The sequence below is a fragment of the Vibrio sp. 1288 genome (assembly GCF_033344475.1).
Window position 1 is genome coordinate 1 of the sequence record NZ_JAWPOX010001203.1, and the last position, 503, is coordinate 503.

Consider the following 503-nt stretch of genomic DNA (forward strand, 5'->3'; position numbering starts at 1 on the left):
TGAAGCGCTGCATAGCTCTACGCAAACGCATATCCAGCTCATCGAGTTGCTGTGACTGACGCTGCAATTGGTAGCTTGGATGCTGACGCTCTAAGCGATGCAGAAGTTGCGCAGATTGCTGTTTTTGCTGCGCTAAGTAGTAGCGCATCGCACTAGCTAGTTTATGCTGTTTCGCTACAAGCGATTGATCTTTATGGCTGTTGTCACGGCTAACCAGTTCAGCGGCAGCTGATGGAGTAGGAGCTCGCACATCGGCAACAAAATCGGCAATCGTCATGTCGACTTCATGGCCCACAGCACTAATGATCGGGATTTGACTTGCAGCAATAGTGCGAGCAAGGATCTCATTGTTAAAGCACCATAAGTCTTCTAGAGAGCCGCCGCCACGACCAACAATCAATACATCACATTCATTTCGGCTATTCGCACGACCGATTGCTTGGGCAATTTGAATGGCTGCGTCATCACCTTGGACCATGGTCGGATAAATCACCACGGGTAGG

At 49.7% G+C, this 503-nt stretch carries 1 protein-coding gene; it reads right to left on the minus strand.

Going from position 1 to position 503, the window contains the following annotated elements; all coding sequences use genetic code 11:
- Positions 1-503: exodeoxyribonuclease VII large subunit (gene xseA, locus R8O11_RS31690; protein WP_318195448.1), on the minus strand; the 503-nt coding region annotated here is incomplete at both ends.